This window comes from Nitrobacter sp., assembly GCF_047149785.1.
Lineage (GTDB): Bacteria > Pseudomonadota > Alphaproteobacteria > Rhizobiales > Xanthobacteraceae > Nitrobacter.
The window spans coordinates 2426063-2450629 of the sequence record NZ_BAAGBE010000001.1 but is presented as its reverse complement, the minus strand read 5'-3'; the positions used below and the strand labels follow the sequence as shown (position 1 = coordinate 2450629).

The 24567-nt window shown below is 63.8% G+C and carries 19 protein-coding genes, 1 tRNA gene and 1 pseudogene; 11 read left to right on the top strand and 10 right to left on the bottom strand.

The features are described from left to right. Positions 1-12: 12 nt before the first annotated feature. The 4 genes and pseudogenes from clpB to metB all read left to right on the top strand — a co-directional run bounded on the left by clpB (position 13) and on the right by metB (position 7900). Positions 13-2649 carry an ATP-dependent chaperone ClpB gene (gene clpB / locus ACMDCM_RS11340; RefSeq protein ID WP_412773656.1) on the top strand — a complete coding sequence of 879 codons (2637 nt, stop codon included), beginning with the start codon at positions 13-15 and terminating at the stop codon, positions 2647-2649. 395 nt (positions 2650-3044) lie between these two features. Continuing rightward, positions 3045-4883 (top strand): assimilatory sulfite reductase (NADPH) flavoprotein subunit, encoded by a 1839-nt coding sequence (locus tag ACMDCM_RS11335; protein WP_412773655.1) that lies wholly within the window; start codon positions 3045-3047, stop codon positions 4881-4883. A gap of 10 nt (positions 4884-4893) precedes the next feature. Next, positions 4894-6593, top strand: a pseudogene (locus ACMDCM_RS11330) (NADPH-dependent assimilatory sulfite reductase hemoprotein subunit). A gap of 122 nt (positions 6594-6715) precedes the next feature. Beyond that, positions 6716-7900 carry a cystathionine gamma-synthase gene (metB, locus tag ACMDCM_RS11325; RefSeq protein WP_412773654.1) on the top strand — a complete coding sequence of 395 codons (1185 nt, stop codon included), beginning with the start codon at positions 6716-6718 and terminating at the stop codon, positions 7898-7900. Positions 7901-8010: 110 nt separating this feature from the next. Here metB and ACMDCM_RS11320 read toward each other — a convergent pair whose 3' ends face one another. From ACMDCM_RS11320 to ACMDCM_RS11275, 10 genes are all read right to left on the bottom strand, one after another. Then, a complete protein-coding gene (locus ACMDCM_RS11320; protein WP_412773653.1) occupies positions 8011-8388 on the bottom strand; it encodes a BA14K family protein in 378 nt (125 codons plus the stop codon). Between the two features lie 433 nt (positions 8389-8821). After that, positions 8822-9931, bottom strand: a complete 1110-nt coding sequence (locus ACMDCM_RS11315; RefSeq protein ID WP_412773652.1) for an ATP-dependent DNA helicase — start codon at positions 9929-9931, stop codon at positions 8822-8824. 152 nt (positions 9932-10083) lie between these two features. Continuing rightward, entirely contained in the window at positions 10084-11463 is a 1380-nt protein-coding gene (gene flbD / locus ACMDCM_RS11310; RefSeq protein WP_412773651.1) for a sigma-54-dependent transcriptional regulator FlbD, read from the bottom strand. Positions 11464-11502: 39 nt separating this feature from the next. Next, positions 11503-11853: a flagellar motor switch protein FliN gene (gene fliN, locus ACMDCM_RS11305; RefSeq protein ID WP_412773650.1), complete on the bottom strand. Its 351-nt coding sequence runs from the start codon at positions 11851-11853 to the stop codon at positions 11503-11505. 16 nt (positions 11854-11869) lie between these two features. Beyond that, positions 11870-12499: a FliH/SctL family protein gene (locus tag ACMDCM_RS11300; RefSeq protein WP_412773649.1), complete on the bottom strand. Its 630-nt coding sequence runs from the start codon at positions 12497-12499 to the stop codon at positions 11870-11872. Then, the gene (gene fliG, locus ACMDCM_RS11295) at positions 12499-13590 is read right to left on the bottom strand and encodes a flagellar motor switch protein FliG (RefSeq protein WP_412773648.1); all 1092 of its coding nucleotides are present in this window, start codon (positions 13588-13590) and stop codon (positions 12499-12501) included. The genes ACMDCM_RS11300 and fliG overlap by 1 nt, the downstream gene beginning before the upstream one ends. A gap of 6 nt (positions 13591-13596) precedes the next feature. Then, positions 13597-15219, bottom strand: coding sequence for a flagellar basal-body MS-ring/collar protein FliF (gene fliF / locus ACMDCM_RS11290; RefSeq protein WP_412773647.1), 1623 nt, complete (start codon positions 15217-15219; stop codon positions 13597-13599). 177 nt (positions 15220-15396) lie between these two features. Then, the gene (gene sciP / locus ACMDCM_RS11285) at positions 15397-15672 is read right to left on the bottom strand and encodes a CtrA inhibitor SciP (protein WP_002714638.1); all 276 of its coding nucleotides are present in this window, start codon (positions 15670-15672) and stop codon (positions 15397-15399) included. Between the two features lie 147 nt (positions 15673-15819). Further along, positions 15820-16512, bottom strand: coding sequence for a flagellar hook assembly protein FlgD (locus ACMDCM_RS11280; protein ID WP_412773646.1), 693 nt, complete (start codon positions 16510-16512; stop codon positions 15820-15822). A gap of 10 nt (positions 16513-16522) precedes the next feature. Further along, on the bottom strand, positions 16523-18115 hold the full coding sequence (locus ACMDCM_RS11275) for a flagellar hook-length control protein FliK (protein WP_458575141.1): 1593 nt from the start codon (positions 18113-18115) through the stop codon (positions 16523-16525). A gap of 334 nt (positions 18116-18449) precedes the next feature. Here ACMDCM_RS11275 and mnmA point away from each other — a divergent pair, with 334 nt between their 5' ends. From mnmA to ribB, 7 genes are all read left to right on the top strand, one after another. Beyond that, the gene (mnmA, locus tag ACMDCM_RS11270; protein ID WP_412773644.1) at positions 18450-19652 is read left to right on the top strand and encodes a tRNA 2-thiouridine(34) synthase MnmA; all 1203 of its coding nucleotides are present in this window, start codon (positions 18450-18452) and stop codon (positions 19650-19652) included. A gap of 22 nt (positions 19653-19674) precedes the next feature. Further along, positions 19675-20313 (top strand): class I SAM-dependent methyltransferase, encoded by a 639-nt coding sequence (locus tag ACMDCM_RS11265; protein WP_412773643.1) that lies wholly within the window; start codon positions 19675-19677, stop codon positions 20311-20313. Between the two features lie 47 nt (positions 20314-20360). Further along, positions 20361-20696: a hypothetical protein gene (locus tag ACMDCM_RS11260; RefSeq protein WP_412773642.1), complete on the top strand. Its 336-nt coding sequence runs from the start codon at positions 20361-20363 to the stop codon at positions 20694-20696. Positions 20697-20800: 104 nt separating this feature from the next. After that, positions 20801-20877 (top strand) — tRNA-Met (locus ACMDCM_RS11255). Between the two features lie 73 nt (positions 20878-20950). Continuing rightward, positions 20951-21337: a hypothetical protein gene (locus ACMDCM_RS11250; protein ID WP_412773641.1), complete on the top strand. Its 387-nt coding sequence runs from the start codon at positions 20951-20953 to the stop codon at positions 21335-21337. A 148-nt stretch (positions 21338-21485) separates the two neighbouring features. After that, the gene (locus ACMDCM_RS11245; protein WP_412773640.1) at positions 21486-23216 is read left to right on the top strand and encodes a cation:proton antiporter; all 1731 of its coding nucleotides are present in this window, start codon (positions 21486-21488) and stop codon (positions 23214-23216) included. Positions 23217-23352: 136 nt separating this feature from the next. Continuing rightward, positions 23353-24429 (top strand): 3,4-dihydroxy-2-butanone-4-phosphate synthase, encoded by a 1077-nt coding sequence (ribB, locus tag ACMDCM_RS11240; protein ID WP_412773639.1) that lies wholly within the window; start codon positions 23353-23355, stop codon positions 24427-24429. Positions 24430-24567 lie beyond the last annotated feature (138 nt).

The window sequence follows — 24567 nt, the reverse complement described above, 5'->3', positions numbered from 1 at the left end:
GAGGGAGATTTCATGAATATTGAAAAATATACCGAGCGGGTGCGCGGCTTCATCCAGTCGGCGCAATCGCTCGCGGCCCGCGAAGGCCACCAGCAATTCACGCCGCTCCATATCCTGAAAGTCTTGCTCGACGACAGCGAGGGTCTGGCGGGAAGCCTGATCGACCGCGCCGGCGGCAATTCGCGCGCGATCCTGAAGGCGACCGAGGCCGCGCTCAACAAGATGCCGAAGGTGTCGGGCGCCGGCGCGGGCCAGATCTATCTGGCGCCGGCGACCGCGCGCGCCTTCGATGCCGCCGAGCAGGCGGCCGAAAAGGCCGGCGACAGCTTCGTCACCGTGGAGCGGCTGTTGCAGGCGCTCTCGCTCGACAGGGACAGCGACGCCGGCAAGCTGCTGAAGGACGGCGGCGTCACGCCGCAGAACCTCAACGCGGCGATCAACGCCCTGCGCAAGGGACGCACGGCCGACAGCGCCACGGCGGAAAACGCCTATGACGCGCTGAAGAAATATGCCCGCGACCTGACGCAGGCGGCGCGCGACGGCAAGCTCGATCCTGTGATCGGCCGCGACGAGGAAATCCGCCGAACGATTCAGGTGCTGTCACGCCGTACCAAGAACAATCCGGTGCTGATCGGCGAGCCCGGCGTCGGCAAGACCGCCATCGCGGAGGGCCTCGCGCTGCGCATCGTCAACGGCGACGTGCCGGAAAGCCTCAAGGACAAGAAGCTGCTGGCGCTCGATCTCGGCTCGCTGATCGCGGGCGCGAAATATCGCGGCGAGTTCGAGGAGCGGCTCAAGGCGGTGTTGCAGGAGGTGACGTCCGCCGAGGGCGGCATCATCCTGTTCATCGACGAGATGCACACGCTGATCGGCGCCGGCAAGGCCGACGGCGCGATGGACGCGTCGAACCTTTTGAAGCCTGCGCTGGCGCGCGGCGAATTGCATTGCGTCGGCGCGACCACGCTCGACGAGTACCGCAAGCATGTCGAAAAGGACGCGGCGCTGGCGCGGCGCTTCCAGCCGATCTTCGTGTCCGAGCCGACCGTGGAGGATACCGTCTCGATCCTGCGCGGGCTGAAGGACAAGTACGAGCAGCATCACGGCGTCCGCATCGCCGACTCGGCGCTGGTCGCGGCCGCGACGTTGTCCCACCGCTACATCACCGACCGCTTCCTGCCCGACAAGGCGATCGATCTGGTGGATGAGGCGGCGGCGCGGCTGAAGATGCAGGTCGATTCCAAGCCGGAAGAACTCGACTCGCTCGACCGCGAGATCGTGCGACTGAAGATCGAGCAGGAGGCGCTGAAGAAGGAGAACGACGCCGGCTCCAGGACGCGCCTCGAGAATCTCGAGAAGGAACTGGTCGATCTGGAGAAACGGTCGGCGGACCTGACCTCGCGCTGGAACGCCGAGAAGAGCAAGTTGTCGGACGCCGCGAAGCTCAAGAGCGAGCTGGATCAGGCGCGGATCGAACTCGCCAACGCGCAGCGCAGTGGCGAATACCAGAAAGCCGGCGAACTGGCCTACGGGCGGATTCCCGAACTCGAAAAGCGTCTGGAGAGCATCGAGGCCAGCGAAAGCAATACGATGATGAATGAAACCGTGACGGCGGACAGCATCGCTCAGGTGGTGTCGCGCTGGACCGGCGTTCCCGTCGACAAGATGCTCGAGGGCGAGAAGGAAAAGCTGCTGCGGATGGAAGAGAGTCTTGCCGCGCGTGTCGTCGGACAGTCCGAGGCCGTGCGCGCGGTTGCGACCGCGGTACGGCGCGCCCGCGCGGGCTTGCAGGATCCCAACCGTCCGATGGGCTCGTTCATGTTCTTAGGGCCCACCGGCGTCGGCAAGACCGAACTGACCAAGGCGCTCGCCGCCTACCTGTTCGATGATGAAACCGCGATGGTCCGCATCGACATGTCCGAATACATGGAGAAGCATTCGGTAGCGCGGCTGATCGGCGCGCCTCCCGGCTATGTCGGCTACGACGAGGGCGGGGCGCTGACGGAGGCGGTGCGGCGTCGGCCCTATCAGGTCGTGCTGTTCGACGAGATCGAGAAGGCGCATCCGGACGTGTTCAACGTGTTGTTGCAGGTGCTCGACGATGGCCGCCTGACCGACGGTCAGGGCCGCACGGTGGATTTCCGCAACACGCTGATCATCATGACGTCGAACCTCGGTTCGGAATTTCTGGTAAACCAGCCCGAGGGCGAAGACACGTCCGCCGTGCGCGAGCAGGTGATGGGGATGGTGCGCGCGCACTTCCGTCCCGAATTCCTCAACCGCGTCGACGAGATCATCCTGTTCCATCGGTTGCAGAAGAGCGAGATGGGCAGGATCGTGGACATCCAGTTCGCCCGGCTGCAAAAGCTGCTCGAAGATCGCAAGATCGTGCTCGACCTCGATTCGGCCGCGCGCGACCGGCTGGCCGAGAAAGGCTGGGATCCCGCCTATGGCGCCCGCCCGCTCAAGCGCGTGATCCAGCGCGACGTGCAGGATCCGCTCGCTGAAATGATCCTGGCGGGCAAGATCCATGATGGCGATCATGTCGCGATTTCGGCAAAAGGCGGCGCGCTCACGTTCAATGGTGAGACGCCCCCGACGGCGGATATCGAGCAGTTCGAACCGCGCATGCCGAAGCGCAAGCTGCACTGAGCTTCTCCGCACGCGGCTTGATCTCCTGCATCGCAGCCGCGTGCGAAAAGCAAGACCGTTCCTTGATCTCGCCCGTTGCGTGATCGCGCTTTCCGGCATTAACGCAAGGTAAAGCCGGCCGACGCGCCGGAGCCCGATTCCAGGCGTTCTGGACACTCTCCCGCAATGCTAAAAATGAGCGCGGCAACGAAATATTCGTTTCGCTGCCTGCGTTCGCTGAAGGGTAATATTCTTTTTTTCAATAACGCATTGTTTTCCCTGCCAAACCGGACCTATTCAAGAGGCCCGGACTGTCGAAAATGACGCGGCAGATTCCGTTCGTTCAGCGGCTCGACCCGACCTGTGACGTGCAAATCGCAATCGGGCGGGCAGTTCGCTTCCGAGGTTTGCTTGCGATGACAAAATTGGAATTTCCAGGATCGGCGCTCTCGACGGATCAGTGGACGCAAGTCAACCAGCTTGCGACCTCGCTCAGTCATGAACAGGCGATCTGGATCAGCGGCTATTTCGCCGGTTTGAGCCATAAGGCTCGCGCGGCCGTTATTGCTTCGGATGTCGCGGAGCTTGCGCCGCCTTCACAAGGCAATCTCATCGCGGCGCCTGCGACGCGATTGTTGACGGTTCTGTTCGCCAGCGAAACTGGAAACAGCAAGGCCTTAGCCCAGACCCTCGTCGACAAGGCCACGGCCAAGGGCATCGAGGCCCGCCTCGCCGACATGGCGGACTACAAGACGCGCGGCCTCAAGGACGAGCAGGACATGCTCGTCATCACCAGCACCCATGGCGAGGGTGACGCGCCGCAGACGGCTGTCGGCTTCTTCGAATTCCTGGAAGGCCGCAAGGCGCCGAAGTTGCCGCAGGTGCGCTACGCGGTGCTGGCGCTGGGCGATTCCACCTACGAAAAATATTGCGAGGCAGGCAAGCGGGTCGACCGGCGGCTCGAGGAACTGGGCGCGCAGCGCCTTGCTGATCGCGTCGACTGCGACGTCGATTATGAAGACGCTGCTGAGGCGTGGATTGCGGCCAGGGTCACCAGCCTCGCGCCATCGGCGCAAACCGCGCAGTCTGCGCCGGCATCGGCGGCCGCGGCGCAGAGCCGTGAGCCGGCGTCGGCGACATTCGACAAGAAGCATCCGTTTCAGGCCGCGGTCATCGACAACATCGTGCTGACCGGGCGCGGGTCGACCAAGGAGACCCGCCATATCGAACTGTCACTCGCTAACTCCGGACTGACCTACCAGCCGGGCGATGCGCTCGGCATCCTGCCGCGCAATGATCCTGCGCTTGTCGAGGCTGTGCTGGAGAAGCTGTCGCTGCCGGCCGATGCCCCGGTGACGGTGAAACAGACGACGACAAGCCTCGGGGAGGCGTTGAGCGCGACCTTCGAGATCACGGCGTTGACGCCGCGCTTTCTCGATCATTGGGCCGACGTCACCGGCGCCGCCGAACTTCAGGCGTTGCGTGCGCCCGATCAGAAGGAGGCTCGCGCGGCGTTCCAGCACAACTACCACATTCTTGATGTCGTCAGCCGCTTTCCGGCGTCGGGCATCGATGCCGCGCAATTCGTCGCGGGGCTTCGGCCGTTGCAGCCGCGGCTCTACTCGATCGCCTCCAGCCTTGCCGCCGCTCCGGACGAAGCGCATCTCACAGTCAGCACGGTTCGCTATACGCTGCACGATCTGCCGCGCGCCGGCGTCGCCTCCGGCTATCTCGCCGCGCGCACCGAGGCGGACGCCACCATTCCGGTTTACATCCAGTCCAACGATCACTTTCATTTGCCGGATGACGATGTGCCGATCCTGATGATCGGCGCGGGCACGGGCGTCGCGCCCTACCGCGCCTTCATGCAGGAGCGCGAGGCCCGCGGTGCATCCGGCCGCTCCTGGCTGTTCTTCGGCGAGCGCAATTTCCGCAGCGACTTCCTCTATCAGGTGGAGTGGCAGGAGCTGGTCAAGAACGGCGCGCTGAGCCGGCTCGATCTCGCCTTCTCGCGCGACGCCGCGCCGAAGGCCTACGTGCAGGATCGGCTGCGCCGCCAGGGCCGCGATGTCTATGCGTGGCTGGAGGAGGGCGCGTATATCTACGTCTGCGGCGACAGCGCGCACATGGCGCCCGATGTCCATGCGACGCTCACCGATATCGTGGCCGAGCACGGCAGCCTCGATCGCGATGAGGCGGTCGCCTATCTCTCGGCGTTGCAGCGCGATCGCCGTTATCGGCTTGACGTGTATTGAGGCCAGTTTGATGGATGTGAAGGCTGAGCCCGATCGCAGCCGCGACGTTTCCCAACCCCTCGACAAACTCGGGCCGGATGAAACGCTGAAGGCCAACAGCGACTATCTGCGCGGAACGATCAAGCAGAGCCTTGCCGACGAGATCACGTCGGCGGTGGCGGCGAGCGACGCCAAGCTGATGAAGTTCTTCGGTATCTACCAGCAGGATGACCGTGACATCCGCGACGAGCGCCGACGTCAGAAATTGGAAGCGGCGTTCTCATTCATGGCGCGCGTGCGGCTGCCGGGCGGCGTTTGCAGCCCCGGCCAGTGGCTGAAGCTCGACGAGTTGGCGCGCAGCGTCAGACGTTTCAGTTTCACCGCGTCATGAAGCACAACCTGCGCAGCCTGATCCAGGGGCTGCGTGATGTTCTGCTCGACACCAAAGCCGCCTGCGGTGACGATACCCGTGGCGTGATGTGCACGGTCAATCCCGATTTGTCGAAACTGCACGCCGAGGTTTACGCGCTCGCCAAGCGCGCGAGCGATCACGCCGTCCATCGAACGGGCGCCTACAAGGAAATCTGGTACGAGGCCGAGCGCGAGGAAACGGATGGCCCCGAAGAACCGTTCTACGGCCGCACCTACATGCCGCGGAAGTTCAAGATCGGCTTTGCGATTCCGCCGAGCAACGACATCGATGTCTACGGCCAGGATCTCGGCTTCATCGCGATCGCGCGTCGCGGCAAGCTGAAAGGCTTCAACGTCGCTATCGGCGGAGGGCTTGGCCGCACCGATCAGTCGCCCAAAACCTATCCGCGTCTCGCCAGCGTCATCGGCTACATCGACGCCGACAAGCTGTTTCCGACGATCGATGCGGTGATGTCGGTGCAGCGCGACTACGGCGACCGGCTCGACCGGCTGCATGCCCGCTTCAAGTATACCATCGACGAAAAGGGACTCGACTGGATCAAGGCGGAGGCCGAGCGCCGGCTCGGCTTCGCGCTCAAGCCTGCGGAGCCCTACACCTTCACCTCGAACGGCGATCCGCTCGGCTGGGTCAAGGGCGAGGACGGCCGCGAGCATTGCATCCTGTTCATCCAGAACGGACGCGTCATCAACATGCCGGACTTTCCGATGATGGACGGTCTGCGCGCCATTGCGCAGGTCCATAAGGGCATGTTCCGCGTCACGCCGAACCAGAACCTCATCATTGCCGACATCGCGCCGGGGGATCGGCCGGCGATCGAGGCGCTGATGAAGCAATATGGTCTCGATCAGTTCGAGACGCGCAGCGGACTGCGCCTCAATTCGATGGCTTGCGTTGCGCTTCCGACCTGCGGTCTGGCGATGGCCGAAAGCGAGCGCTATCTGCCCGATCTCGTCACCAGGATCGAGGCCATTCTGAATACGCACGGACTCAAGGATGACCCGATTACCATCCGCATGACCGGCTGCCCGAACGGTTGCGCGCGACCCTACATCGCCGAGATCGGCCTGACTGGCCGCGCTCCCGGCAAATACAATCTTTATCTCGGCGGCGGCTTCCACGGCGAGCGCCTCAACAAGATGTATCTGGAGAATGTCGGCGAGCCCGCGATCCTGGAAGCGCTGGACAAGACGCTCGGCCACTATGCCCGCGAGCGCAAGCCGGGCGAACATTTCGGCGACTTTGCCATTCGCGCCGGTTATGTCGCGGAGGTCAAGGAAGGGCGGTTCTTCAACGATTGAATAGGCCGCGCCGGCCCATTTATATTTCGGCTGAAGCTCTTTAAATATGTCGCGGTCGGCTGGTCGCGACACCCCGGACGGGATGTGCGCTCGCCGCATTTCATCGAAAGTCCACGAACATCATGCCCGAATCTACGAACCTGAAAACGGTCGCGGCCGCAAACGGCATCGCGACGGAGGATGCCTTCGGAGCGGTGACGCCGCCGCTCTGCCTGTCGAGCACTTTCATCTGGCCCGGCTTCGGGCGCAGCGGCCCGCACGAATATACCCGGACCAGCAACCCCACCCGGACGTTGCTGGCCGACACTCTCGCCAAGCTCGAAGGCGGCGCCGGCGCGGTGGTGGTGTCCTCGGGTTTGGCCGCGATTGATCTGGTGCTGTCGCAACTGTCGCGCGATGAGGTCGTGATTGCGCCGCATGACTGTTACGGCGGCACGCAACGCCTGCTGGTGAACCGCCGCGACCGCGGCCACTTCAAGGTGGTTTTTGTCGATCAGAACGATGCGAAGGCGCTGACGGCCGCCTTGCAGGATAGGCCCAGGCTCGTCCTGATCGAGACTCCGAGCAATCCTCTGATGCGCATCGTCGACATCCGGGCGATTGTCGCGCAGGCCGGAGCGGTTGGCGCCAAAGTCGCCGTCGACAATACGTTTCTGTCGCCCGCTCTGCAGCGTCCCATTGCGCTCGGGGCGGATTTTGTCATTCACTCGACGACGAAATATCTCAACGGCCATTCCGACATGGTCGGCGGCGCCGTGATCGCGGCCGATGCCGCCGATGCCGAGGCGCTGGCGGCCTGGGCCAATATCGTCGGCACCACGGGAGCGCCGTTCGATTCGTATCTGGCGCTTCGCGGCATCCGCACGCTGTTTCCGCGCATGGAGTGGCAACAGCGCAACGCGCAGGCGGTTGCCGAGTTTCTTGCGAAGCATCCGCTTGTCGCCGCGTGCCACTATCCGGGGTTGCCCACGCATCCGGGCCACGCCGTCGCCAAGGCCCAGCAATCCGGCTTTGGCGCGATGCTCAGCTTCGAACTGAAGGGAAGCGATGTGGAAGCCGCCCGTTTCGTCGAGGCCGTGAAGCTTTTCAGTCTCGCGGAGTCGCTCGGCGGCACCGAGAGCCTGGTGGCTCATCCCGCGACGATGACCCATGCCAGCATGTCGGAGGAAGCGCGCAGGGCCGCCGGCATCACGAGCGGTCTCATACGGCTTTCAATCGGCCTGGAGGACGCCGCCGACCTGATCGCCGATCTGGATCGGGCTCTTGCTGCAATCAAGGGACCGGCCCGTCAAAAAGCGGGCGTCTGAACCGCGACGTCGCAAACATGCTGCATATATAAAAATCGCGGAGCCGACGGGCTCCGCGTCAAACGGCTCGGATGTGTTGGCAGGATCGTGGGCCGAAAAAATTCTGTCGCCTACGGACAGGGATGACGGTAGCCGTCCAAGCCGAGATACGTTCCGGATGCCGGATCGTAGGAACGGAAGCGCTGCGCGCAATAGGCTGCGTTCTGTTGCGCGGCCGCATTGGCCTGACCCGCGGCAATTGCGCCGCCGATAATGGCGCCAGCCGCCAGGCCGCCGATCAATGCGCCGGCGCCGCCACCCCCGTGGTGATAGTGGCCGTGGCCATAGTACCTGTGTCCGTGCCTGTAATACTGCACGGTCTCGATCGAGGATGGGATGGCTGTGCTCAGACCGGATTGACCGATGAGCGGCGCTGAGGTTGCCGGCACGGAAAATGTGAACGCCACGGCACCGGCGAGCAGTGCTCCCAACAGAATCTTCGATCGCATCTTCAATCTCCTCACTGGTGGATATCGCCAAAGGATACTTGTTCAAGGCGTCATGATTGGCGAAGCGTCAGATTGCCGCAAGCGGGCACGGATCCAAATGACGACGGACATGATGCTTGGTGCGCCATGACCTCCTCAAGGTTCATTTTTCTTTAGCTCGACGATGAATCAATAGCAAATGGCGCCCGTTTGAGCGAGGCTAGAGCCAGTCCGGCTTTGATGGAATCAAAACCGCGCTCCAGCTTTTTGACATGTTTTCCTAACGCGAACCGGATTCCACTTCGCTCGAAAACGCTATATATGCGACGACAGGAGGATCGAGCTGCTCGGCCTCGCTCATCGCGATATTCATGCGTGTCTGTCCGTCGGCAACGGCCGTTCGCACAAGCGCCGAGACGTAGCTGAAAGGCGTATCGCGTTATTTTTCCGGCGGCTACACCACGATGCTCAATCGCTTCGCGGCGCGGGTGATGCCGGTATAAAGCCAGCGCGCGCGGCTGTCCTGAAACGCGAAACTCTCGTCGAACAGCACCACGTCGTCCCATTGCGAGCCCTGCGATTTGTGCACGGTCAGGACGTAGCCGTAGTCGAATTCGTCGTAAGGCTTGCGCTGCTCCCATGGAATATCCTCGATGCCGCCGGCGAAGCAGTCCTGCCGCACCGAGACCTTCGTCACCTTGTGCGCGAATTCTTCATCGGGGGAGAGTCGCATCGTGATGATTTTCGATTTCGAGGCGGCGCGCGACTTCACGCGCCACAGGCCGCCGTTGAACAGCGCCTTCTTGCGGTTGTTGCGCAGACAGACCAGTTTGTCGCCGGCCACCGGCAGCGGATCCTGGACGTTCCGCCGCTGCCGCATCCGCATGTTGTAGGAGCGGCGGGTATTGTTGCGTCCGACCAGCACCTGATCGGCGTTCATCACGCGCGCGGGATCCAACTCGCCGCGCGCCACGACTTCGCTTTCGCCGTAGCGGCCGATGTCGAGTTCGCGGCCCTCGCGAACCTCCATCGACATGCGCACGATCGGGTCGTCCTGGGCCTGACGGTGAACCTCGGTCAGCATGGCATCCGGAGCTGCGCTGGTGAAGAAGCCGCCGCCCTGGATCGGCGGCAGTTGCGCGGGATCTCCCAGCACCAGCAGCGGGCAGTCGAACGACATCAGGTCGCGACCGAGTTCGGCGTCGACCATCGAGCACTCATCGATCACGATGAGCTTGGCCTTGGAGGCGGGTGCATCGTCCCACAACTCAAAACTCGGCTGCTCCTCGCCGGATTCGCGGGCGCGATAGATCAGCGAGTGGATCGTCGACGCGCCGTCGCAGCCTTTATTGCGCATTACCAGCGCGGCCTTGCCGGTGAAGGCCGCGAACTTGACCTCGCCGTCGACGCCGTCGGCGATATGGCGCGCCAGCGTGGTCTTGCCGGTGCCGGCATAGCCGAACAGGCGGAATACCTGCGGCGTGCTGCCTTTGCCGGGTTTGGCTTTCAGCCAGTCGGCGACGGCTTTCAGCGCTGTATCCTGATGCGGCGTGAAGGAGGTCATGGGGTCTCGAAGCATGGCGGAGCCCGCGAAGGGGTGCCGCGACTCGCTCTTCGAAAGCTAACTATTTGCGGAGCAGGCGCAAGATGCGTTCCGTCTGCACGGCAGAAAGGGCTTATTCCTTTACGTGTGGCGCTCGTCGTGGGTCCGCAACATCAGGTCGTCGCCACGAACGCGCGATGATCGCCGCTTCCGGGGGGCGTGATAGGGATGCCGCCATCGGCGTATTCATTGAGTTTGTTGCGCAGCGTACGGATCGAAATGCCGAGAATGTTGGCGGCATGGGTCCGGTTGCCGAGGCAATGCTTCAGCGTTTCGAGGATCAGGTCGCGCTCGACGTCGGCCACGGTGCGGCCGACCAGCGCCCGCGTCACCTGCTCGGCGGCGAGCGTAGCGTGGGCAACGGCGGGCGCGGTTTTCGCGAGGTCGAGACGATCGCCGTCCGGCGTCAGGATCGCGTCGGCGCCGATCTCGTCGCCGCCCGCCATCAGGACCGCGCGGTGAAGGGTGTTCTCAAGCTCGCGGACGTTGCCCTGCCAGCGATTGGTGGTCAGCACGCGCCGCGCATCCGCCGAAATCGGACGTACCGGCAGGCCGTTGGCTTCGGCATATTTCTTCGCGAAATGCTGCGCAAGTTCGAGAATGTCGGCGGGACGCTCGCGTAGCGGCGGGATTTTCAGGTTGACGACGTTGAGGCGGAACAGCAGGTCCTCGCGGAAGGCTCCCTCACGCACGGCGTCTGCAAGGTTGCGGTTCGAGGTGGCGATGATGCGAATGTCGACCGGCACCGGGCGGGTACCGCCGACGCGATCGATCACGCGCTCCTGGATGGCGCGCAAGAGCTTCGATTGCAGACGCACGTCCATCTCGGAGATTTCGTCGAGCAGCAGCGTGCCGCCGCTGGCTTCCTCGAATTTGCCGATGCGGCGCGCGACCGCGCCGGTGAACGCGCCCTTCTCGTGACCGAACAGTTCGGATTCCAGGAGATGCTCCGGAATCGCCGCGCAATTGATCGAAATGAACGGCCGCCTGGCACGGTTCGAGCGGGTATGAACGTAGCGCGCCAGCACTTCCTTGCCGGTGCCGGATTCGCCGGTGATCATGACCGAGGCGTCGGAGCCGGAGATCTGCTGCGCCAGCTTGATGACCCTCGCCATCGCTTCGTCGCGGTAGACGAGATCGCGCGAGTCGTTGGCCACGGCTGCGAGCACCGCGGCGATCAGTTCGGGATCCGGCGGCAAGGGGATGTATTCCTTGGCGCCGGCGTGGATTGCCGCGACAGCGGCACGCGCATCTCTGGTGATACCGCAGGCGACGATCGGGACGTGAATGTGTTCGGCTTCGAGCCGGATCACGAGGTCGCGGATATCGAGGCCGACATCCACCAGCAGGAGATCGGCACCCTTTCCGCCGCGCAGCACGGCCATGGCCTGTTCGTTCCCGTCCGCGTGGGTGACGGACGCGCCATTGTCCATGGCGATCTTGGTGGCGTTCGTGAGCTGGCCCTTCAATGTGCCAACGATGAGAAGCCGCATGATCTGCTCCTGTTATGTGTCCCCGGCTCGCGACGGGCGTCAGGCTTTGTCGGCCTTGATGATTTCGGTCATGGTCACCCCGAGCTTGTCCTCAACGAGAACGACCTCGCCGCGCGCCACGAGCCGATCGTTGACGTAGATGTCGATGGCCTCGCCGACGCGCCGGTCGAGTTCCAGAACGCTGCCGGGCCCGAGCTTGAGGAGCGCGCCGACGTCCATCTTCGAACGCCCGAGCACGGCGGACACCTGGACCGGGACGTCGAACACCGCCTCGAGATCGGACGCGACCCGCGAAACCTGCTCGTCCTCGCTATATCCGACATCATCGATCGCCGGCGCATCGGCGGCGTTGAGGTCGGGAAGCGGCACCTCGGTGTCGTTGTCGCTCATTGTTCGCCCCATGTCCTCAGCGGTTGCCGTTCGATTTGCGTAGCGTCATGTAACCGCGCACCAGCTCGCCGATCCCGGCATCGACAGTCGCACGTTCCAGCACGATCCCGCCGTCGGCCCACTCGATCCGGCAGTCGCCGGTCTCGATGTCGGGTTCCGCGAGGATGACGAGATGACCGGTAAACCCGTTTTGTTTGGCGATACGCTCGATTTGCTCGCGCGCCGTCTCGTAGAGCTGATCGTTGATCCGCACCACCAGATGCGGCGTCGACACCAGATGCCGGAAGCTGTCGCGGACCAGCGCGGCGACCTCCGTCAAGGGTTCGGCCGCGATCAGTTCGCTGCACAATTTGCGCGCGACCGCAACCGCGACATCGACCGCCTCGGTCTCCATCCGCGCTTCGACGCCCGCGAAGCGTCCGGCGATTCCCTTGATGCCGGCGGCGATATCCTCGATCGCCAGCGCCATGCGGCGGTCGCTCTGCACCCTGGCTTCGCGCTGCGCGGCGTCGAACCCGTGCTGATATGCCCGGGCTTCCGCGGCCGCGATCTGCTGCGCGACCTCCTGGGCCGTGGGCGCCCGTTCCCCGGATTTATGCGAAACCGAGAAATCGGTGTCGAACAGGAATTTCGCCGGTGCGCCCATCAGTACACCAGCTCGTCGTCGGCGCGGTTTTTCGACAGCATGATTTCGCCCTTGGCCGCGAGGTCCTTGGCGAGATTGACCAGCAGCGCCTGCGCCTCGTCGACGTCACGCAGCCGGACCGGGCCGAGCGCAGCCATGTCGTCCATCAGCATCTTCGCGGCGCGCGACGACATGTTGCCCATGAAGAAGGCGCGGACCTCCTCGTTGGCGCTCTTCAGCGCGATGCCGAGCTTGTCCTTGTCGACGTGGCGCATCAGGGTCTGCGCCGAGCCCGCGTCGAGCTTCACGAGGTCGTCGAAGGTGAACATCAGCGCCTTGATGCGTTCGGCGGATTCGCGGTTTTCTTCTTCCAGCGCCGTGATGAAACGGGTCTCGGTCTGGCGGTCGAAGTTGTTGAAGATTTCCGCCATCACCTCGTGGGCGTCGCGGCGACGGGTCTGCGACAGGTTGGACATGAATTCGCTGCGCAGCGTCTGCTCGACGCGCTCGATCACTTCCTTTTGCACCGCCTCCATCTTGAGCATGCGGCCGACCACGTCGAGCGCCATGTCCTCGGGCAGGATGGCGAGCACCCGCGCCGCGTGTTCCGGCTTCAGCTTCGACAGCACGACCGCGATGGTCTGCGGATATTCGTTCTTGAGATAGTTCGCGAGAACCTCCTCCTGAACGTTGGACAACTTCTCCCACATGTTGCGGCCGGCGGGCCCCCGGATTTCATCCATGATTCCGCTCACCCGGTCGGAGGGGAGATATTGGGTCAGCAGCCGCTCGGTCGCATCGAAGTTGCCCATCAGGGCGCCCGACGCCGACATCCGCGAGACGAATTCGAGCAGCAGGTCCTCGACCACGTCGGCCTCGACCGTGCCGAGCGTGGACATCGCCAGCGACAGATCGCGCACCTCGTCGTCGTCGAGCATGGCCCAGACCTTGCCGCCGTACTGCTCGCCCAGCGCCAGCATCATCACCGCCGCCCGTTTCGGCCCGCTCATCGGCTTGGACTTGGGACGGTTGCTCTGGCGACTCGCAAGCGAAGCGACGACGCTGGCGATGTCGTTGGCGTTCGGGGTGGTCGTGGTCTGAGGTACGGCCATGTCGGATCACGCAGGTTCGGCAAGCCATTGACGGATGATGGAAGCGGTTTCGGCAGGATTGCGCTCGGCCAGTTCGCCGACCCGATGCACCGACTGGGCGTGAACCTGGCCCTGCACCTGGGCGACGTCGATCAGTTGCGCGGTGGCGTTGTTGCCGGGAACGAGATTTTGTCCTGTCGCGCCGGTCTGGGCGCTGGCCTCGGCCGGGGCGGGGAGCGCGGACGGCGCGGCGGCGGCCGGGGCCGGCTCCGGCGCCAGGATCCGCCGGACCAGCGGACGGATCACCATGAATATCACCACGAGGCCGAGGAGCATCATGACGGCGAGTTCGATGATGTACATCACGTCGTCCTTCGTGAAATCCATCATGCCGAAGAATCCGGCGCGCGCCTCGATCGGCGCGACGGCAGGCGGCTCGGCGAATTTGAGGTTGACGACCTGGACCTGGTCGCCGCGCTTCTGGTCGAAGCCGATAGCCGAGCGCACCAGCGTGGCGATGCGGTCGAGCTCGTCCTTGCTGCGCGGCGCATAGACCATCTGGCCCTTGTCGTTCATGGTATAGGTGCCGTCGACAAGAACGGCGACCGAGATGCGATTGACGCGGCCGGCTTCGGTCACCTCGGTTTTGGTTGTGCGGGAAATTTCGTAGTTGTTGGTTTCCTCGCTCTTCTTGCTCTGATCGCGGACAGGGTTTGGATTGTCCGATTGCTGATTGCCGGGAAGTTCGTTGTTGACCGTGACCTGGCCGTTGTTGTCGGCCGTGATCGAGGATTCCTCACGGGTCTGGCTGGACCGCAGCACCCGGCCTTCCGGGTCGAACTTGTCCGAGGTCTGGGTGATCTTGTTGTAATCGAAGTCGGCGGAGAGTTCGACGCGCGCGCGGCCGTTTCCGACCACCGACGACACGATCGCTTCGACCTGATCGCGCATGCGCTTTTCGAATGCGGCCCGCCGCTCGTCTCCGCTCACGCCGTCGGCGTCGGTCGCCGAGCCGTCGGCAAGCAACCGGCCGGTTTCGTCCACGATGGACACCCGCTGCGGCTTCAGCCCGTTGACGGCCGAGGCGACGAGATGGCGGATGGCGCGGATCTGCTGGGGTTCGAGGCTGCCGCGGACACGCAGCACGATCGACGCCGAGGGTTGTGGCGCCTCGCGCGAGAACAGCGGCCGGTCGGGCAGCACCAGATGGACGCGGGCGTCCTGGATGCGGTCGATGGAGCGGATGGTGCGGGCGAGTTCGCCCTCCAGCGCGCGCAGGCGATTGATGTTCTGGACGAAACTGGTGGTGCCGAGCGCGTCGGATTTGTCGAAGATCTCATAGCCGACCCCGCCGCCCTTGGGCAGTCCGGCTTCGGCGAGTTTCATCCGCAGCCGCGTCACTTTGTCCTTCGGCACCATGATCGCGGTGCCGTCGTTGCGCAGCTCGTAAGGAATTGCCTGGCGTTCGAGCTCCTTGATAATTCCGGAGGAGTCGTCGACGCTGAGGTCGGTAAAGAGGGGCGTCATCTGCGGGGCGGTGACGCGCACGATGACGAACGCGAAGAAGCCGATCAGCACGGCGGTGACGGCGACCATCGCCATCAGCCTTGATGCGCCCAGGCCTTTCAGAAATGCCAGCAGCCCCTGCAACGAACCAGCCCCTCGACTCGGCCCGCGGAAAAGGCCGACTCGGCAATTATTGCCTACGGTATGGTTTCGATATGGTTAACGGCGATTAAGACCCGTGACGAAATTGCTCAATGACAAAAAACCGGTCTCCAGAAGGAGGCCGGTTTTCCGAGAATTTGCGCTAATCTGGAAGGTGTCTTACTGGCGATATTGCTGGATTCGCGTGGTGCGCAGTCCGGCAAGGCCGTGCTGGTCGATCGAGAACTGCCACGACAGGAATTCGTCGACGGTCAGCGTATAGCGGCTACAGGCCTCCTCAAGCGAGAGCAGTCCGCCACGGACGGCGGCAACGACTTCGGCCTTGCGGCGGATCACCCACCGTTTGGTTCCGGGTGCCGGCAAATCCGCAATTGTCAATGGGCTGCCGTCGGGCCCGATCACGTATTTCACCCTCGGGCGATGAGGTTCTGTCATGGCGTACTCACAAACTCTCGACCACTGAACTCACCGTGAAAGCTACGCTCCGTGGCTTAAAATTTGCCTAAGCCCAAGGCTTCAATGCGATTCTCCTTCGAATGGCCGTTCCGGAAGGAGCGACAAGGCAGAGCCGACCCCGCCGGCTCAGTTCACGATGCGTTTGATCTGGCTGATCGTGTAGGTCTGGCCGCCGATCGACAGCAATGGCGGCGACTGGGTCAGATCAACGGAATTCACCTGCCCCTGTATCTGCGTCGAGACCGTGACCGGATTGCCGGAGGCGTCCGCCCCCGTCGCCGTCAGCGTGTATTTGCCGTCCGGCCATTGCGTGCCGTCGTTGCCGAGGCCGTTCCAGGAAAAAACCTGGTTGTCGCCGGCATTGACGCCGTAGGAGCCGGTGAAGACGTTCTGGCCGGTGCTGTTGGCGATATTGACGGTGAGGGTGGAGGCGGTCGGGACGCTGAGCTGCCATGTCGCCGCCGCGTTGGTCATGGTTGCGGTGCTGCCGTCGACCACGGCGTTCTTGCCGACGAAGTCCAGCGCCTGCGTCGCCTGCGTCGTCTGCTGCAGCGTGACCAGGCTTGCGAGTTGGTCGTTTGTCTTCAACTGCTGCTCGACGCCGGCGAACTGGACGAGTTGCTGGGTGAACTGGTTGGTGTCCAGCGGATCGAGCGGGTTCTGGTTTTGCAACTGCGTCGTCAGCAGCGTCAGGAAGGTCTGGAAGTTGCCCGCCAGCGTGCCGTCGGTCGAGGTCGAGGAGTTCGAGGACGAGGACGCAGGAAGCTGCGTCGTGCCCGACACCACCTGCTGAACCGCAGACCCCACTGACGTCGTCATATCCGTCTCCCTAAACCTTGATGTCGAGACCGCCGCTGGATCCCAATATCCGGCGATAGCTTCGTCCGGCGGCTGCCACGGGAACGATGTCGTCTTCGGTTACGATCAGGTGCCGGGCGTTGCGGCTGCTGTCGTCGCGCGCGTTCTGGCCCTGGGAGGACTGGTCGCGCAGGCTGAACTGCAGACCGCCGTCGCCGGTTTTCAAGCCGGCGTCCTGTAGCGCGCGCTGGAGCTGCGGCGCATCCTGCCGCAGCATCGCAAGCGTTTCCGGCTTGTCGACCGTCAGGTGAGACGTGACCCGGCCCTGGCGGTCGACATCGAGGCGGACATCGATGCGACCGAGATCGGCGGGATCGAGCCGGATCTCGAAACGGCTCTTGCCGCTTTGCGCCGTGACCGCGATCTGGACCGCGAGACCGCTCAGCGGGACCGCGGCGCCGGCAGCCAGCGCGACGTTGAGTTGTGGGGGGACCGGAGGGGTTGCCGCGGCGGGTTGCATTTGCAGTTGTACAAGTGCGCCGTTGACGCCCTGCGGCTGACCGCTGGCGGGCTGGCCGGGTTGCGGCTGCGCAGCGGCGGCGGCAGCGTCGGCCGTCGCGGCGGGATGCTGCGGCGCTGCCGCCCCCGGTTGCGTCGCGGGCGTGCCGGTATCGGTCGTGGCGGTCTTTGCGTTGTCGGTGTCGGCGGCATTATGCTTATGATCGCCGGGAGTGGGGTTGGGGGGTTGGACGGGACCGCTGGTGGACGCGGCTGGCGTAACCGTTGCGTCTGCGGCCGTCGATCCGGGCTGGAGTCCGGTGAGGGCCGGTGCCGTGGTCTTGCCGGGCCGAGCGTCGTCGAGTGTTTTTGCAGTTGTCTTCGCGCCGGCCGGTGTTGCCGCGGCGACTGCGGCGGCCAAGGCGCCGTCGGCCTGCACAGCGGTCGTCTGGGCGGCCTGCCGGGCATCAGGCGGGATGGTTACGCCTTCGACGATTGTCGCCGCAGCGGTGGCCGTATCTGCCGCCGGATTGAAACCGGTGCCCGCGGGTGCAATCTGAGTCGCGGAAGCCGCCCGAGCCGGCAATACCCCGGTCGCTCCGGATGCGGTCGCCGAATTGGTGGCCAAGGTTGCCGTAGGCGCAGCGGGTCCCGATAGCGAGGCCGCGATGGGTGCCGGAACGGCAACCGCAGGCGGCGTTGCAGTGGCCTGCGACGAGGCGCTCGGGTCCGACGTTGATGCCGCTAGCTGGTCGTCTTTGGTCGGGTCTTTATGTTTGGTCCGATGGTGATGCGTGGTGTTGGATGCGTCTCCGCCCGCGGGCTTTTGAATGCCGGTGCCCGGTCCAGCCGTTGAATCGGTCTGCGACGTCCGTCCGGATGACGCCTGGGAGCTTTGCGTCCGTGCATTTTCGCCGGCCGAAGGAGTGCGGTCTGGACGGGAGGCGTTGGGAAGCAGGTCAGGATGCCGATCGGCCGAATTCGACGTCTGCGCCGTCGAGCCCTGTGCGTTGATATCGATCAGGGACTCGAAGCTGTCGCCGGTCGGCTGATCGTCCCGTTCAGATATGCGCGGCGCGCTCGGGAGCGATACGCTGGTGGCGGCTTCGGATGTCACGCTAAGCACAGGAAACCTCTCGCGATAGGCTTGCTTAAGCAGACAGCAAGGACCGGGCCACGGCCGCTACGAAAAATGATCATTGGATTCATGTAGTTACATTGGCTGGCAGGGCTGACCCGGCCAGTTTGGCCGCTTGCTTTCTGCCTGGCGGCAAGATTTGCCGTCGACCGGTGCCGTCGGTGCCGTCGTCTGGCCGTGATTGCCTCGCAGGAATACGGACTATATTAAAGGCTGGTCTTTCGGTTGGCTCGACGGAACGGAATCCTGCTTGGGAGTCCCGCGAAAGTCGCCGATCCGCAAGGCGCGTGTCCTTGCGCGGGTTTCACGAATGACGGGATCAATGCTCAACAGTCTGGATCTGGAAGGCCGTCCTCAGGATACGCGGGTCGTGGTCGCCATGTCGGGCGGCGTCGATTCGTCGGTGACGGCCGCGCTGTTGAAGTCCGAGGGCTACGACGTCGTTGGAATAACACTGCAGCTTTACGATCACGGCGCGGCCACCCATCGCAAGGGTGCGTGCTGCGCCGGTCAGGACATTCATGACGCCCGCAACGTCGCAGAGCGCCTCGGCATTCCGCACTACGTGCTGGACTATGAAAGCCGCTTCCGCGAAACCGTGATCGAGAATTTTGCGGACAGCTATGCGTCGGGCGAAACACCGGTGCCCTGCATCGAGTGCAATCGCCTGGTCAAGTTCCGCGATCTTCTCGCCACCGCGCGCGAGCTTGGCGCCACGGCGCTGGCGACCGGTCATTACGTCGCCTCCCGCCGCCTGGCCGGCGGATCGCGCGCGCTGATGTGCGCGGCGGATGCGGATCGCGACCAGAGCTATTTCCTGTTCGCCACCACGCGCGAGCAACTCGATTTTCTGCGCTTTCCGCTCGGCGACATGACCAAGCCGCAGACCCGCGAACTGGCGCGGCGTTTCGATCTGCCGGTCGCCGACAAGCATGACAGTCAGGATATCTGTTTCGTGCCGACCGGCCGCTACACCGATATCATCAGCCGGTTGAAGCCGAATGCATTGGAGCCCGGCGACATCGTCGATCTCGGCGGGCATGTCATCGGCCATCACGAAGGCATCGTGTATTTCACGGTCGGGCAGCGCCGCGGCCTCGGCATCGCCTCAGGCGCGCCGCTTTACGTCTTGAGCCTCGATGCCGCGAACCGGCGCGTGGTCGTCGGGCCGCGCGAAGCGCTGAAGATGCATCGCATCGTCCTGCGCGACGTGAACTGGATCGGTGATGGCGCGCTCGATCGCGCTGTCGGCGCCGGACTCGAACTGTTCGTACGGGTCCGTTCGACCCGCAAACCACAGCCGGCACGGCTGCGCGCTATCGATGGGCGCTACGAAATCGAACTCGTGGCCGGCGAGGAAGGCGTATCGCCCGGTCAAGCCTGCGTGTTCTACGATGGGCCGGAAGGGCAGGCGCGCGTGCTCGGCGGCGGTTTCATCGCGCGCGCCATGGCGAACCGCGCAAGCGGAACGGCGGCGCAGAACAGCGCGCCGGTGCAACCCTTCGCGGCCGAAATGCGCGGGTAGACGTTCGGGGCGGCCGGGGCGCATGGGCAACGACATCGACCGCGAGGGCGTCGCCAGGGCTTACGGCCGCTGGGCGCCGGTTTACGATCTCGTATTCGGCAAGGTTTTCGATCCCGGCCGCCAATCCACTATCGCTATCGCCGACGCGATCGGCGGGCGCGTCCTTGACGTAGGCGTCGGCACCGGGCTGTCATTGTCGGATTATGCGCCCACCACGAAGTTATACGGCGTCGACATTTCCGAACCAATGTTGCGCAAGGCGCAGCAGCGCGTGCGTTCCCTCAATCTCACAAACGTCGAAACGCTGGCAGTGATGGACGCCAGAAATCTTGCCTTTGAAGATTCGTTTTTCGACGCCGTGGTGGCTCAATATGTCATCACCGCGGTGCCGGATCCCGAAGCGACGTTGGACGATTTCGTCCGGGTGCTGAAACCCGGCGGTGAGCTGATCCTGGTCAATCATATCGGCGCGGAGCGCGGGCCGCGCCGCTTGTTCGAATTGGCCTTTGCGCCGCTGGCGCGGCGGCTCGGCTGGCGTCCGGAATTCCCGTGGCAGCGCCTGGTGAACTGGGCTGCGAAGCACGGCGGAGTCACGCTTTTCGAGCGTCGCCCGATGCCACCGATGGGGCACTTTTCGCTGATCCGCTATCGCAAATCCTGATCGTCGGTTCCGGCGGAACGTCGGCTGTCGCCGTTCGTTGCCTTGGCATGCGGATAATAGCTACGTCTTTATTGGTCGCTCTTGTTGCGCTCCCGGAGATTGCCTTTGCACAGGCGCCGCCGGGCGCGCCTCCGGCCACCACGCCGGCTCCGTCCCCGAACGCGGGCAATTGCCCGCCTAGCGATACGGCCCCGCCGCACGGAACGACGACCGGCAAACCCGGGGAGCCGCTCGGCGACAAATTGGCAAAATCCGACGGCGTGCTGTGCCCGCCTGCGGGCGTCGATCCGGAGATGCGCGCGCCGACCCCGGAAGGTGGCAATACGCCGGTTATTCCGCCGCCCGGCAGCCCCGGCGGCGATCCCACCGTGCGGCCGAAATAACCACTCGGTAATAAACCGGCATATCGGGCGGCTTTGCTTGACACGCCGTTGAGCGGCTTTTTATATGCCGCGCGTTCACAGCTTTCGCCGGTCGTGAACATTGCGGCGAGGTAGCTCAGCTGGTTAGAGCACGGGAATCATAATCCTGGGGTCGGGGGTTCGAGTCCCTCCCTCGCTACCAACGGCCTGAGAGTTGTAGAACGTTGCAGGAACGAGGCTTCTCGTTCAGGTCGCAGTCTCGCGCTTGATCCGCCGTGCCGGATTCGCCACGCCAGATCTCGAACGGGATTGCTAACCAGTCGGCGGGGCTAATCGATGCGCGAAGGGATTTCCCAATGAGTAACTGGACGCTTGTTGCTCGCAGGGAAGAGAGCGGCATCGCGGTTGATCTCACGATAGACGGCGGATCGGCACTCCCATTGGGTCCGGTCGAAGCCGAGACATTGGAAGGCGGCTTGGGCAAGGCGCTTGCCGGTGTTGATAATGCATCAGGCCGGATTTCCTGCGTGAATGCCGGCGCCCAGATCGTCGTCGCGATCGACAAGGTTACGGTCGCTTCGCTCAGGTACGACAAGGCGGATTTGATGCGTAGCCAGTTGAAGGATCTTCTGGCGGGCAACGGTACTGAATTCGACGGCTGATCTAAGCCGGGCTAGCGGTGGTTCGTGGCCGTTTGGGAATTGATCCGCGATCGAAGCGGATTGCGTCGTCCGTCACATTGCCGGCTTCGCCGGTTACCGCTTATCCTTGGCATGGGTTTCCTGGATTCTGCCGACCTGGCTGAGGGGCATGCACGGACTTATTGGCGATATCACCCTTTCTATCCTGTTTGCGTGGTGCCTGGGGCTGGCCGCTCATTTTTCCCGGCAACCGCTGATTCTGGCTTATCTGCTGGCAGGATTCTTCGTTGGCCCGTTCGGGATGGGATGGGTCAAATCGCAGGAATCGATCCAGACCATTTCCGAACTCGGCCTGATCTTCATGCTTTTCATGATCGGCCTGGAGATCGACCTGAAGAAGATCGTGCGCGCCGGGCCGGTGATCCTGATCGCCGGCGGCGGCCAGCTCCTCGGCGGCTGCATCCTCGGCGTATTGTTCTTCATGGCGATCGGCCTGGCCATGGGCCAGGGCGGTTTCGACGCGCTGTATCTCTGTGTCGCCTGCGCGCTGTCGAGCACGGTCATCATCGTCAAGGTCCTGTACGAGAAACGCGAGCTTGATACGCTGCCGGGCCGCATCACCCTCGGCGTGCTGGTGTTGCAGGATATCTTCGCGATCCTGTTCCTGGCGGTGCAGCCGAGCCTCGACAACCTTCAGATTTCCATCGTCCTGTTGTCGATCGCGCGGGTCGGCGCGCTCGTCGCGACCGCGCTGGTCCTCAGCCGATATGTGCTGCCACATCTGTTCCACCAGATCGCGCGTCGCCCGGAACTGGTGCTGCTCGGCGCGCTGGCGTGGTGTTTTCTGATCGGGGAGATCGCCGAGCGGTTGCATCTGTCGCGCGAAATGGGCTCGCTGGTGGCGGGCGTGTCGCTCTCGACCTTTCCTTATGCGCTCGACGTCACCGCCAAGGTGACGACGCTGCGCGATTTCTTCATCACGCTGTTTTTCGTCGCGCTGGGCATGACCATTCCGATCCCGAACGGCTCGGTGATCGGCCTTGCGCTGATCATCGCAGCCTTCACGGTGGTGAGTCGCGTTATCACCACCTTCGTGCCGCTGTATCTGATGAAACAGGGGCTGCGCGCCAGCCTGCTGCCGGCGATCAATCTGGCGCAGATCAGCGAGTTTTCGCTGGTCGTGATCCAGACCGGGCTGGCCGCGCGGCACATCAGCACTCAGACCGCGAACGCGGCCTCGTTCGCCTTCGTGGTGCTGGCCGTGCTGAGCACGTTCGCGATCGGACGCAGCGACCAGCTCTCGCGATCGGGAATCAGCTTTTTGAAGCGGCTCGGCTTGCGCGATCTCGACCGCACCGGCGCCGGCGAGGGCGGACACGACGGCGGTGGGCATGGCGAGCCGCGACGCATTGTCATCCTTGGCTTCTTCCGCGCCGCGAGCGCGCTTTTGAGCGAGATCGAACGCCGCGACGAGTCGCTGCTGGACCAGATCGCGGTGGTCGACTTCAATCCTGTGGTGTTCAGCACTCTTTCCGCCCGTGGCCTGCACGTCACCTATGGCGACATCAGCAACGTGGATACGCTGCTGCATGCCGGGGTCGGCGGCGCCGAGATCATCATTCTGAGCGTGCCGGATTCGCTGCTCAAGGGCGCCACCAATGTCAAACTCGTCCGCCACGTCCGCTCGCTCAATCCGACCGCGAAGATCATCTCGACGGCGGACCTGCTGTCAGACGTCGAGGATCAATATGCCGCCGGCGCGGATTACGTGACGGTGACGCGGCTGACGGACGCGCATGAGCTGTTCGCGGCGATCGAGGCCGCCGACAATGGCCTGCTGGCCGACAAGCGCGCCGAGACCGACGCGCTTTTGAGCGAACGCCGGGAGGTGCTGCCGTAAGCGGGACCTCGCCATTTTTGTCGCGCGGATCCCTATATATCAAAGGCGTGACTTGTAGGCCGATGCCGGGCCTTCCGGTTGCGCTGCAGCCTCCACTAGGCCATACGAAATTCCGTCACACGGGAAAGCGCGCGCCATGCCCCATCCGATTCCGGACGTCCTCCAGGCCTTCGCCAGCGGCGAGATCGTCGTCGTCACCGATGATGACGATCGCGAGGGCGAGGGCGATCTGATCGTCGCGGGATCGCTCTGCACCGTGGAGAAGATGGCGTTCATCATACGCCACACGTCCGGCATCGTTTGCGCGCCGATCACGACCGAGGACGCGCAGCGGCTACGGCTCGATCCGATGGTCGCGAACAATGAATCCAATCACACCACGGCCTTCACCGTCTCGATCGATTACAAGCCCGACGGCGGCACCGGCATTTCGGCCGAAGAGCGCGCTTCCTGTTGCCGGGCGCTCGCCAATCCCAACGCCGGCGCCAGCGACTTTGCCCGGCCCGGTCACATCTTCCCGCTGATCGCGCGCAACGGCGGCGTGCTGCTTCGCGCAGGCCATACCGAGGCGGCGGTCGATCTGTGCAAGCTGGCGGGCCTGCCGCCGGTCGGCGTCATCAGCGAGTTGATGAACGATGACGGCACGGTGATGAAAGGCGAGCAGGTAGCCCAGTTCGTGGCCTCGCACGGGCTCAAGCATGTCACCATCGCCGACATCATCGCGTATCGTCAGGCGCGGGAGAAGCTGATCGAACGGGTCTCTGAATTCACCACCGACAGTCCGATCGGGCCGCTGCAGGGCTACGCATATCGTTCGCCTTTCGATTCCATTGCCCATGTCGCGTTCGTCTACAACGGCATCGGCGACGGCAGGAATGTCCTAACCCGTTTCCACAAGCCCAATATCGTGCGCGATATCTTTACCGGACCAAGGCGGATGGAGGTCGTGCTCGAGCATTTCAGGAAAGCCGGCAGAGGCGTGCTTGTGTATCTGCGCGACGGCGCGGCGGGGGTCCCGGTGGCTCCGCTCCCCGAAAGCAAGTCGGCGGAAGCCGATCGCAACAGGCAATGGCGGGAGGTCGGCGTCGGCGCGCAGATCCTGCGCGATCTCGGCGTGACCTCGATCCGGCATCTGACATCGTCCGCATACGAGTACAAGGGGCTTTCCGGTTTCGGCATCGAGATCGTTTCCAACGAGCATCTTGAAAGCTGACCCCTGTTCCTCATCGGCATCGGCGCCGGCGGCGCGGGATATGCGTTCGACGAGATTGCAGCGCTTTCGCCTCAGGCGGCAAGTGCACGTCCGGAAACACATTGGTTGAGTCGCCGAATTGTCTATATACTGATCATC

Bases quoted from the DNA above. Each gene is read 5' to 3' on its own strand.
- clpB (WP_412773656.1), top strand. From the start codon at position 13: ATGAATATTGAAAAATATACCGAGCGGGTGCGCGGCTTCATCCAGTCG.
- ACMDCM_RS11335 (WP_412773655.1), top strand. From the start codon at position 3,045: ATGACAAAATTGGAATTTCCAGGATCGGCGCTCTCGACGGATCAGTGG.
- metB (WP_412773654.1), top strand. From the start codon at position 6,716: ATGCCCGAATCTACGAACCTGAAAACGGTCGCGGCCGCAAACGGCATC.
- ACMDCM_RS11320 (WP_412773653.1), bottom strand. From the start codon at position 8,388: ATGCGATCGAAGATTCTGTTGGGAGCACTGCTCGCCGGTGCCGTGGCG.
- ACMDCM_RS11315 (WP_412773652.1), bottom strand. From the start codon at position 9,931: ATGACCTCCTTCACGCCGCATCAGGATACAGCGCTGAAAGCCGTCGCC.
- flbD (WP_412773651.1), bottom strand. From the start codon at position 11,463: ATGCGGCTTCTCATCGTTGGCACATTGAAGGGCCAGCTCACGAACGCC.
- fliN (WP_412773650.1), bottom strand. From the start codon at position 11,853: ATGAGCGACAACGACACCGAGGTGCCGCTTCCCGACCTCAACGCCGCC.
- ACMDCM_RS11300 (WP_412773649.1), bottom strand. From the start codon at position 12,499: ATGGGCGCACCGGCGAAATTCCTGTTCGACACCGATTTCTCGGTTTCG.
- fliG (WP_412773648.1), bottom strand. From the start codon at position 13,590: ATGGCCGTACCTCAGACCACGACCACCCCGAACGCCAACGACATCGCC.
- sciP (WP_002714638.1), bottom strand. From the start codon at position 15,672: ATGACAGAACCTCATCGCCCGAGGGTGAAATACGTGATCGGGCCCGAC.
- ACMDCM_RS11280 (WP_412773646.1), bottom strand. From the start codon at position 16,512: ATGACGACGTCAGTGGGGTCTGCGGTTCAGCAGGTGGTGTCGGGCACG.
- mnmA (WP_412773644.1), top strand. From the start codon at position 18,450: ATGCTCAACAGTCTGGATCTGGAAGGCCGTCCTCAGGATACGCGGGTC.
- ACMDCM_RS11265 (WP_412773643.1), top strand. From the start codon at position 19,675: ATGGGCAACGACATCGACCGCGAGGGCGTCGCCAGGGCTTACGGCCGC.
- ACMDCM_RS11260 (WP_412773642.1), top strand. From the start codon at position 20,361: ATGCGGATAATAGCTACGTCTTTATTGGTCGCTCTTGTTGCGCTCCCG.
- ACMDCM_RS11245 (WP_412773640.1), top strand. From the start codon at position 21,486: ATGCACGGACTTATTGGCGATATCACCCTTTCTATCCTGTTTGCGTGG.
- ribB (WP_412773639.1), top strand. From the start codon at position 23,353: ATGCCCCATCCGATTCCGGACGTCCTCCAGGCCTTCGCCAGCGGCGAG.